General features: G+C 67.1%; 8 protein-coding genes and 2 pseudogenes. 4 read left to right on the plus strand and 6 right to left on the minus strand.

Annotated features, from left to right (window positions below; all coding sequences use genetic code 11):
• The 3 genes and pseudogenes from BRAS3809_RS13240 to BRAS3809_RS13250 form a co-directional block, all read left to right on the plus strand.
• Nucleotides 1–228, plus strand: a pseudogene (locus tag BRAS3809_RS13240) (photosynthetic reaction center subunit L); the annotation flags it as partial.
• 18 nt (nucleotides 229–246) lie between these two features.
• Nucleotides 247–1,173 (plus strand): photosynthetic reaction center subunit M, encoded by a 927-nt coding sequence (gene pufM / locus BRAS3809_RS13245; protein ID WP_008962605.1) that lies wholly within the window; start codon nucleotides 247–249, stop codon nucleotides 1,171–1,173.
• Nucleotides 1,174–1,266: 93 nt separating this feature from the next.
• Nucleotides 1,267–1,875, plus strand: a complete 609-nt coding sequence (locus tag BRAS3809_RS13250; RefSeq protein WP_063824008.1) for a biliverdin-producing heme oxygenase — start codon at nucleotides 1,267–1,269, stop codon at nucleotides 1,873–1,875.
• A gap of 298 nt (nucleotides 1,876–2,173) precedes the next feature.
• Here the strand turns inward: BRAS3809_RS13250 and BRAS3809_RS13255 are convergent, their stop codons facing one another.
• Together BRAS3809_RS13255 and ppsR are read right to left on the minus strand one after the other, a co-directional pair.
• Nucleotides 2,174–4,348 (minus strand): GAF domain-containing protein, encoded by a 2,175-nt coding sequence (locus BRAS3809_RS13255; RefSeq protein WP_035656248.1) that lies wholly within the window; start codon nucleotides 4,346–4,348, stop codon nucleotides 2,174–2,176.
• Complete coding sequence (gene ppsR / locus BRAS3809_RS13260) at nucleotides 4,349–5,719, minus strand: transcriptional regulator PpsR (protein ID WP_008962608.1); 1,371 nt, start codon at nucleotides 5,717–5,719, stop codon at nucleotides 4,349–4,351. It lies immediately after the preceding gene.
• 328 nt (nucleotides 5,720–6,047) lie between these two features.
• On the opposite strand from ppsR, the gene BRAS3809_RS13265 reads away from it, so the two are divergent.
• Nucleotides 6,048–6,482: a c-type cytochrome gene (locus tag BRAS3809_RS13265; protein WP_008962609.1), complete on the plus strand. Its 435-nt coding sequence runs from the start codon at nucleotides 6,048–6,050 to the stop codon at nucleotides 6,480–6,482.
• Nucleotides 6,483–6,758: 276 nt separating this feature from the next.
• On the opposite strand, the gene BRAS3809_RS13270 is transcribed toward BRAS3809_RS13265, so the two are convergent.
• The 4 genes and pseudogenes from BRAS3809_RS13270 to BRAS3809_RS37305 form a co-directional block, all read right to left on the minus strand.
• Complete coding sequence (locus BRAS3809_RS13270; RefSeq protein ID WP_008962610.1) at nucleotides 6,759–7,025, minus strand: hypothetical protein; 267 nt, start codon at nucleotides 7,023–7,025, stop codon at nucleotides 6,759–6,761.
• A gap of 11 nt (nucleotides 7,026–7,036) precedes the next feature.
• The gene (locus BRAS3809_RS13275) at nucleotides 7,037–8,242 is read right to left on the minus strand and encodes a geranylgeranyl diphosphate reductase (protein ID WP_008962611.1); all 1,206 of its coding nucleotides are present in this window, start codon (nucleotides 8,240–8,242) and stop codon (nucleotides 7,037–7,039) included.
• Nucleotides 8,243–8,244: 2 nt separating this feature from the next.
• Nucleotides 8,245–9,576, minus strand: a complete 1,332-nt coding sequence (locus tag BRAS3809_RS13280) for a BCD family MFS transporter (protein ID WP_008962612.1) — start codon at nucleotides 9,574–9,576, stop codon at nucleotides 8,245–8,247.
• A pseudogene (locus BRAS3809_RS37305) lies at nucleotides 9,573–9,732 on the minus strand (chlorophyll synthase ChlG); the annotation flags it as partial. The pseudogene BRAS3809_RS37305 and the gene BRAS3809_RS13280, both read right to left, overlap by 4 nt.

Below are 9,732 nucleotides of genomic sequence, written 5' to 3' on the forward strand. Positions count from 1 at the left end.
ATGAAGTCGCCGGAGCATGAGAACACCATGTTCCGCGATCTCATCGGCTACTCCATCGGCACGCTCGGCATCCACCGCCTTGGCCTGTTCCTGGCGCTGTCGGCGGTGTTCTTCAGCGCCGTCTGCATCGTCATCTCCGGCCCCGCCTGGCTGATGCCGGAAGGCAATGCCTGGTCGGATTGGTGGGATTGGTGGCGTCACATCCCGATCTGGTCGCCGCCGCAATGAGTTCAAGGAGAGGTCGTCATGGCCCAATACCAGAACATCTTCACGCAGATCCAAGTCCGTAGTAAAATCTACCCGGGCATCCCGATCGAGCCCGGGGTGTGGGAGCGGCTCGGCAAGGGCAGCTTCAACTACTGGTTCGGCAAGCTCGGCGACGCCCAGGTCGGCCCGGTCTATCTCGGCTTCCTCGGGCTGGCCTCGCTGATGTCAGGCTTTGCTGCGATCGAGATCATCGGTCTCAACATGCTGGCCTCGGTGAACTGGAGTCCGCTCGAGTTCATCCGTCAGTTCTTCTGGCTGTCCCTGCAGCCGCCGGCGCCGGAATATGGCCTGCAGATCTTCCCGCCGCTGCAGGAGGGCGGCTGGTGGCTGATGGCCGGCTTCTTCCTGACGACCTCGATCCTGCTGTGGTGGGCGCGCACCTACCGCCGCGCTCGGGCGCTGGGCCTCGGCACGCATGTGTCGTGGGCGTTCGCGTCGGCGATCTGGCTGTACCTCGTGCTCGGCTTCATCCGGCCGATCCTGATGGGCAGCTGGAGCGAGGCGGTGCCGTTCGGCATCTTCCCGCACCTCGACTGGACCAACAACTTCTCCATCACCCACGGTAACCTGTTCTACAACCCGTTCCACATGCTCTCGATCGCCTTCCTGTACGGGTCGGCGCTGTTGTTCGCGATGCATGGCGCGACGGTGCTGGCGATCAGCCGCTACGGCGGCGAGCGCGAGCTGGAGCAGATCGTCGACCGCGGCACGGCCTTCGAACGCGGTGCGCTGTTCTGGCGCTGGACGATGGGCTTCAACGCGACCGCCGAGTCGATTCATCGCTGGGCCTGGTGGTTCGCCGTGCTTTGCACCTTGACCGGCGGCATCGGCATCCTACTGTCGGGCACAGTGGTCGACAATTGGTTCGACTGGGGCGTGAAACACGGGCTGGCGCCGCCGCGCTGAAGCTCTGCGGGTTGAGAGATGTTGGACCGAGTTGAATCCAATCACGTCGAAACGGCCGGGCGCACCACGCGTCCGGCCGGTCTTTTGGAAGCCATGCGGGAGCGCACGAAGGCGCTGCACGTGACCGCGGAGCGGACCGGCCTCGTCGCCGAGCTGCTGCGTGGCCGCGGCACGGTCGACGCCTACGCGCTGCTGCTGCGCAATCTGCTGCCGGTCTATGAGGCGCTCGAAGCGGAGCTCGTTCGTCATCAGGCGTCACCGGTGGTCGGGCCGACGGTGCGGCCGGAGCTGCATCGATGTTCAGCGATCAAGGCCGATCTCGCCGCGCTCGACGCGAGCGACCTGCCGCTGCTGCCCGAAGCCATCGCCTATGTCCGTGCCATCAGGGACGCGGGATCCGGTTCCGGTCATCCGCTGCTGGCGCACGCCTATACACGCTATCTCGGCGATCTCAGCGGCGGCCAGATCATCAAGAAGATTCTCGCCCGCTCGCTCGAACTGCAGCCCGAGGCGCTGTCGTTCTACGAGTTTCCGGCGATCACCGACATTCCGCGCTTCAAGACCGAGTACCGCGAGGCGCTGGAGCAGGCCGGCGCGGCGATGACAGAGCATGACTTCGTCGTCGAGGAGGCGGCCACGGCTTTCCAGCTGAACATCACGCTGTCGCAGGCGCTGCAGTTGGCCGCAGGGCCCGGCCGCTGAAACTTGCCCGCGTCCTCTGGACGCGCCGTCTCTTGGCTCGCGTGATAGCTCGGATTCCAGCTACCCGTGATCGTGTGTCGCGAGATGTCGCCGCGCTCGACCAGAGCGGTAGGGTGGGCAAAGGCGCAGGGCACATCCGGCGTTTGTGGCACGATGGCGCGCGCCGTGCCCACCGTCTCGCATCCCCGTCGTCGCCCGATGGTGGGCACGGCGCGCTGCCGCGGGGCCCAAACGAGGCGTGTGCCTCGCGCCTTTGCCCACCCTACAGACTGCAGGACGGGCGGACGAAACGCCCATCTCACTCCTCGCTTTGCGAGCGATACCACACCAGGTGCTCGAGAATCCCCAGCGTCCGCGCGGTGGAATTGCGAATGCTCTCCAGCATCTCCGGCATGCTGCCGGCCTCGGCGCCGTGCGTCACCTCGAGCGCGGCGAGCTGGGCGTTCTCGACCGTGGACGCGGCGAGCTCCTTGTAGATCAGGCTGGCGCTCTGATCGAGCCGCAGGCTCGGCCGGCGCGCGCCGTCGATCTCCTCCTGGAAGCGGGCGCGGGCGGCCTCGGCGGTCTTGCGCTCGGTGAGGTCGGAGAAGATCAGCACGAAGCCGAGAACGCGGTCGTGCGGCGCGATCACCGGATCGGCGCGCACCATCAGCGGCCGCTGCGGCGAGGCGCCGCCGGTCAAGGTCAGCTCGCCGCGCCAGCTGCGCTTGTTGCGCATGAGGTCGTCGAGATTGGCGCGGAACTCCGCGGGCGCCGTGCAATAGGCGCCGAGGTCGCGCAGATGCGGAATGTGCGGATGCGAGGCGCGCAGCTGCTGCTCGAACGCCTCGTTCAACAGCAGGATGCGGCCCTCGACATCGGCGATGATGACCGGCTGCTCCGAGCGCAGCACCTGGGCGCTGATGGTCGCGAGCTGATCCTGCGCGATCACCATGCGCACCGAGCGCAATTGCAGCGCGACGTCGGCGACGGTCTCGCTGACCAGCCGCGCCGAGGCGAGCTCGGCCGGAGACCATGGCTCCGACTTGCCCTCGACCAGCTGATGCCATTGCGCGAAGGAGCGCCGCGGCGACAGGTCCGAGGGATCGTCGCCGATGATGACCGCCTTGAGCGGGTCGCCGCCCCAGGTCACCGTGCGCACCTGTTCCGGCCGGAACCACAACAGATACTCGCCCTCGCTCGCCGACAGCGGCGCGGCGATCAGGCCCGAGGCGATCGAGCGGATGTCGGCGAAGGACGGCTCGTCGAGCGTCAGCGAGGCCGTCACGGTCAGCCCCTGCGGCGGCGCGTCCGGCGCCTTGCGGCGGCGATCGAGCCAGGCGGCGAGGTCGCGGATGCGCTGCGTCGACGGCACGTCGCCGGCGGTCATGACCTGGCCTTCGAACAGCAGCGCCGCGCCGCTGGCGCCGAGCGGCTGCAGCAGCGATTGCGAGCCGTCGAACAGGGCTGCCTGCCACTCGCCGTCGCGGGACACCGCTTCGACCAGCCGCTGCTCCAGGCGGCGCACCACCAACTCGGACTGGCTCTGGGCAAAGCTCTCCAGCGCGGCGATACGGATCGCACAGGTCTCCGCCAGCGCCTCGCCGGCGGCGCGGATGTCGAACGGCACGAAGCGCGGCTCATAATGATGGCAGGCGATCAGGCCCCACAGGCGGCCGCTGACCATCAGCGAGCACACCAGCGTGGCGCCGACGCCCATGTTCTGCAGGTATTTCTGGTGGATCGGCGACATGCTGCGCAGGCAGCTCAAGGACATGTCGAGGTCGCGGCCGTTGAGCGGCGAGATCCGCGGCTGCAGCGGCACCGGCGTGTAGTTGACGTCGACCAGCAGCCGCACCCGGTTGCGCTCGTACAGCCGCCGCGCGATCTGCGGGATGTCCGAGGCCGGGTAGCGATTGCCGAGAAAAGCCTCCAAGTCCGGCCGCCGCCGTTCCGACAGCACCTCGCCATGGCCCTCTTCGTCGAAGCGATAGACCATGACGCGATCGTAGCCGGTGATCTCCCGGAAGATCGTCGCCGTCTCGTCGCACAGTCCGATGAGCGAAGAGGACGAGGTGATGCGGTGGAAGGCGCCGTCGAGCGCGGGCGCGACATTGGTGGTCTTGGTCGCCGGCTCCAGCTCGACGATCAGCCCGCCATTGGACGGACGATGGACGGTGCAATCCACCCGGCGCGGCGGCGAGCCGGCCGTGCAGCGCAGGGTCATCGGCGCCAGATGCAGCGGACCATTGAGATGCGGCAGGATCTGCAGCGCCAGATCGCCGCCGAGGTCGCGCAGCGGACGTCCGACCACGGAGCTCGCGTTGAGGAACTCGGCCGCATTGACGCTGGCCTGGATGACGACGTTATCCGGCTCCTTCACCGCCAGCAGAATGCCATGCGGCTGGATCGAGCCTGCCAGATGAATCTGTTCGCGCTCGCAATCCGCAAGAGTAGCGTGGCCGAAGGCCGGCATTGTCAGCGGAACGGGCAATCAGCTCCCCTTTTCGGTTTCCTCGCCGTTTTCTTCGAGTTGGCTCAGATTATACCGATCAAGCTTGGCGTAAAGGCTCTGGCGACTGAGGCCGAGGATTTCGGCCGCCGAGGTCCGGTTCCCGTTGGCCAGTTCGAGCGCCGCGCGGACGTAATGCTGCTCGACGACCTCGACCGTGCTCCTCACCAGATCGCGCAGCGGTGTCTTGCCGACTGATTCATTGAGACCCGAAAGCGCGGCTCTGAGATTGTCATGCTCCGCCGTCGGCGACAACCGTCGCGCGATGTTGCGCAGCACGAGACCGATCCGGCGCTGGCTCTCCTGGCCATGCGCCGCGGCCGAAATCTCGACCTCCGTCTCGGTTCCCAGCTCGCCCTGGATGGTGGTCGACAGCAGCCGGACCATGCCGTGGCGCTCGACATTGGAGATCAGCACCCCCAGGTCGGCGCCGGGGCGCGTCAGCCAGCGGCTCAGCTTCTCGCCGACCAGCGCCTCTTTCGAGCCGATCTCGACGAGATCCAGGAAGGCGCGGTTGGCGCGCTTGATCGTGCCGGTGGCGTCGATGCTGATCACTGCGTCGGGCAGGTTGTCGATCAGCCCTTCCGGATCATCCGACACCGGCCCTGGCTGGATGGACTTGCCGATCGGCGCCATCTGCAGCAGGAACATCGGTGCATTGTCGCTGGTCATCAGCGACCCCCGGAGCATCCAGGGCGCGGCGTCCTCGCCGAGATGGATCACGATGCCGGGCGCCTTGCCCTGGTCGCGCACACGCCGCAGCATCAGTTCGACCGGCTCGCGGTCTTTCTCCGGGATCTCGTGCAGGAACTCGCGGCCGACCAGGTTGTCGCGCCGCCGGCTCGCCACGCCGAGGGCGGCGGCGGCGGTGCGGTTGGCCTCGACGATGCGCAGATCCGAGACCTTCGTCAGCAGCACGGCCTCGTTGGAGTCCTCGATCACCAGCCGGTAGCGCGTTTCGATTTCGCGCAGGCGCCAATAGTCGCGCTCGATGGTCTGCTGCGCCGAGATCAGCCGCGCCTGCAGTTCCGCGACGGCCTGCAGGTTCTTGCCGATCGCCAGCATGCCGGCGCGACCGCCGAGCAGCACGGTGGTGAATTCCATCGGCAGCTCGAGGCCGCTCGGGAACCGCTGCGTGATCTGGCGGAATGCGGAAATGCCGGTGCGCTTGGTGTCCTGCATGATGCGCTCGATCTTCTCGCTCGCATCGTCGACGATCTCGGACCATGCACGGCCGAGCCATACGTCGACGTTTTCCGCCGACATGTTGGGAGACAGCGTCGCCTCGCGGATCACGCCGTCCATGTCGAGCAGCAATGTCACGTCGGGTCGTGGACCGTGAAACTCGGCCATGGTCTTGGCACCCGTTATCTTGCCACCCTCGAAAGACGCTCACGGGGACGCGGCCGCCTATTTGGCGCGCATTTTGAAGGTGTTGCGCCGCATTCCGCTAACGTATTGAGAGTCTTGAGAATGTCGTTAGTCCACGCAGGGCCCTCGGTGTCAAGGCTTATTTCCGAGCATGCAACTTTCGTTGGTATTCCCGCGCCTGATGCATGTTCGAACTGCGACTTATTCGCTCACTTTTGCATGAAGCGGGCATGACAAGGCCGCATGACATTGATACCTGTAAGGCGTTGACCACGTGGACTAACAAAACGGCAATTCAGGAGGAATGCACATGCTCAAATCGGGTTTGATTGCGGCGGTCATGATTGCGACGTCGGCAGGCGCCGCCCTGGCGCTGGATGGCGGCGACGCCGCGAAGGGCGAGCAGGTCTTCAAGCAATGCATGACCTGTCATCGCATCGGACCCGATGCCAAGAATGCCGTGGGTCCGGTGCTGACCGGAGTCGTCGGTCGCCCGACCGGCACCTATCCCGGATTTGCCTATTCCGAACTGAACAAGCACGCCGGCGAGGCCGGGCTGGTCTGGACCGACGACAACATCTTCGAATACCTCGCCGATCCGAACGCCTTCCTGAAGAAATATCTCACCGAGAAGGGCAAGGCGGACCAGGCCACCGGCTCGACCAAGATGGTGTTCAAGCTCGCCAACGAGCAGCAGCGCAAGGACGTCGTCGCCTATCTCAAGACGTTCTCGGAGAAGAAGTGAGCTGCGTCGAGCCGGCGCTCAGGGTCTGAGCGCCGATCCGCCGCGCCATCCGCCCCCACCAATGTCGTCCCGGCGAACGCCGGGACCCATACCGCGTGATGCGTGTTGGCGGACAAGGTCTGCATTGTCAGCATTGCCCACCACAGCCGCCGGTGGTTATGGATCCCCGCTTTCGCGGGGATGACACCGTGGGTGTGGTCAGCCGCTGGGCAACCGCGAACGGCCCGCCCCTCCGGAAGGCACTGCGGCCCTTCGGGCGCTATCCGTTCGAGCGGATCATGACCGCCAACGCTGCCTAAGATCAGCCGCATTGGCGACGCCCGACGCCGCCAGGCATCCCGCCAGCCAGAACCACGGCGCCCCGGTCAGCGCGCAGCGAACCGCCAGCAGCAGGAACACCCCGGCCAGCAAATTGGGCAGCAGCGCGCGCGGGCTGATGCCGCGGCGATAGCGCCGCCAGATCAGCGTCACGGCGGCCAGCTCCACCGCCACCACCGCCAGGATCAGGTCGACCAGATGCGGGCTGCGAAACAGCTCATCCATCACCTGAACTGCTAGGCCGCCTTCGCAAGTCCGGTGAGGTGGGCGATGTTCTTGAAGAAGATGCGGACATGCGACAGCGGCTTGGCCCGCACCAGCTCCTTGTTCATGTAGGCGTCCCAGGTCAGCTGCTGCACGTCCTTGTCGCGGCAGATCGCGACGAAGCGCTCGCGGCGGGCGTCGTTCGTGTACCAGTAGCGCTGCATCATGCCGAGGATGAAGAACACGGCGCCGTGCTTGCGCATGAAGGCCTTGCGGGCGGTGGAGAGCGCCTTGGCGTCGCCGGTCTTCAGGAACAGGGCGACGGCATCTGCCGCGGCGCGGCCGCCGGCCATCGCGTAATAGATGCCTTCGCCCGAGGCCGGCGCCACCACGCCGGCGGCATCGCCGGCGAGCACGACGTCACGGCCATTGTCCCAGCGCGACAGCGGCTTCAGCGGGATCGGCGCGCCCTCGCGGCGGATGGTCTCGAGATCGTCGAGCGCGGCCGCCTTGCGGAACTGGGCCACCGAGCCGCGCAGCGAAAAGCCCTTATGGGCGCTGCCGGTGCCGATGCTGGTGGTCGGGCCGTGCGGGAACACCCAGCTGTAGAAATCCGGCGACAGCTGACCGCGATAGACGACGTCGCAGCGGGTGGCATCGAACAGCGGATGGCTGCGGTCCGGCGAGCGGATGATCTCGTGATAGGCGAAGACGTAGCGGATCTCGCTGGCTTCGGGGATGCATTGTCGCGCCACCGCCGACACCGCGCCATCGGCGCCGATCACGGCGCGGGCCCGCACACTGTCCTCGTGCAGGCTGCCGTCGTCCATGCGACGTTCGTAATGCACCAGGGCGGTGTCGTCCTGATCGCGCGAGATGTGGCTGAACGTTCCGGTGCGGCGGACCGCGCCGCCGGTCGCGGCGCGGGCCCGCAGCCATTCGTCGTAATGCTCGCGATCGACCATGCCGACGAAGCCGCCGTCGATCGGCATGTCGACGTCGCGGTTGCTGGGCGAAACCATGCGGGCGGACGAGATTCTCGCCACCAGCAGATGGTCGGGAATTTCGAACTCGTTGATCAGCCGCGGCGGGATGGCGCCGCCGCACGGCTTGATGCGGCCGGCCTTGTCGAGCAGCAGCACGCGGTGCCCCTGCCGCGCCAGGTCATTGGCGGCGGTGGCTCCGGCGGGGCCGCCGCCGACGACCACGACATCGAATGTCTCGGACGAGGTGCTCATCGCTAGGCTCCCTGATTGGCCGGCTGCGCCGCAAGCGCCGATGTCTGCTCGCGCGGACGCTTGATCCAGATCGCGAGCCAGGCGGAAAGGACGAACAACGCCGCCTCGGCGGCGAATACCGCCGCGTAGGCGGAAGCGGTCGAGGGCATGAAGGCCCGGGCGGCGTCCGCCGCGGCGGTGCCGACGAAGCCGCCGATGCCGAACGAGATCGCCTGCGAGGCGCCCCACAGGCCCATCCGCGTCCCCTCGCGATTGTCGCGGCCTTCGCTGACCATGTTCATCATCGCGCCGATCGCGGCAATCGCGTACACGCCGTTGGTGATGCCGAGCAGCAGCACGGAGCCGCGCAGCGGCCAGGCGGGACCGACGCTTGCGGCGGCGACCAGGCTGAGAAGGGCCAGTGCGGAGGCCAGGCAGCCGCCGATGATCCAGGGCTGCGGCTTGGTGCGCCAGTCGGTATGCAGGCTGGCCATTGCCGGCATCAGGATCATGCCGATCAGCGCCCCCATGTGCTGCACCGAGGAGAGCTGCGTGGTTTGCCCCGGCGTCATGCCGAACACGCTGCCGGCGAACGGCTCGAGGATCAGGTCCTGGGCGCTGTAGGCGAGCATCGAGACGAAGATGAAGATCGCGAAGCGGCGCGCCTGCGGCTCGCGGCAGATCTCGCGGAAGTCCTCCATGAAGCCGCCGCGCTCGGCGGTCGCCGCGGCCCGTTCGGCGGACAGCTCCGGCTGCTCGATGCCCCAGACGCCGATCAAGGTCAGCACCATCGCGATCGCCGAGACCGTGCCGGACACCAGCATCAGCCGCTCGCCGGAGAACGGATCGAGCGCCTTGCCGGCCACCGCCGTCGTGACGATGAAGCCCGCGATCATCATGATCCAGGCGATCGACGCGGCTGCGCTGCGCCGCTCCGGCGCGGTGCGCTTGGCGAGCAGCACCAAGAGCGAGGTGCCGGCGGCGCCGACGCCGATGCCGATCATGATGAAGGCGACCACGGCGACGACGAGACCGAGCACCAGCTGGCTCGCCATCAGCGCGGTGGCGACAGCCGCAAGCAGGCCGCCGGCCGCGAGCACGGCCATGCCGCCGACGATCCACGCGAAGCGACGCCCGCCGACATCGGAGCCGTGGCCGAGCCAGGGACGCAGCACCTGCATCGCATAGTGGATCGCGACCAAGAGGCCGGGGATCATCGCCGGCAGTGCCAGCTCGATGACCATCACGCGATTGAGGGTCGAGGTCGTCAGCACCACGACGGCGCCGAGCGCGGTCTGCACCAGGCCGAGCCTGACGATACCGAACCAGGAGAGCGGAGCAGGGGCCGTCGTCATGCCGCCATCCCCGCCAGCGCGAAGGCCGACGCCAGCATGCCCAGCACATAGAGCAGCACGCCCGTCCCGTTGTACCAGGGCGCCAGTTCGCGCGGATTGGTCATCAGCCGCCGCATCAGCACCAGCTGGGCTGCGATCAGCGCCGCCACGATCATG

The organism is Bradyrhizobium sp. STM 3809 (genome assembly GCF_000239795.1).
Taxonomy (GTDB): domain Bacteria; phylum Pseudomonadota; class Alphaproteobacteria; order Rhizobiales; family Xanthobacteraceae; genus Bradyrhizobium.

Excerpts from the sequence above, each read along its gene's own strand:
- pufM (WP_008962605.1), top strand. The coding sequence starts at position 247 with ATGGCCCAATACCAGAACATCTTCACGCAGATCCAAGTCCGTAGTAAA.
- BRAS3809_RS13250 (WP_063824008.1), top strand. The coding sequence starts at position 1,267 with ATGCGGGAGCGCACGAAGGCGCTGCACGTGACCGCGGAGCGGACCGGC.
- ppsR (WP_008962608.1), bottom strand. The coding sequence starts at position 5,719 with ATGGCCGAGTTTCACGGTCCACGACCCGACGTGACATTGCTGCTCGAC.
- BRAS3809_RS13265 (WP_008962609.1), top strand. The coding sequence starts at position 6,048 with ATGCTCAAATCGGGTTTGATTGCGGCGGTCATGATTGCGACGTCGGCA.
- BRAS3809_RS13270 (WP_008962610.1), bottom strand. The coding sequence starts at position 7,025 with ATGGATGAGCTGTTTCGCAGCCCGCATCTGGTCGACCTGATCCTGGCG.
- BRAS3809_RS13275 (WP_008962611.1), bottom strand. The coding sequence starts at position 8,242 with ATGAGCACCTCGTCCGAGACATTCGATGTCGTGGTCGTCGGCGGCGGC.
- BRAS3809_RS13280 (WP_008962612.1), bottom strand. The coding sequence starts at position 9,576 with ATGACGACGGCCCCTGCTCCGCTCTCCTGGTTCGGTATCGTCAGGCTC.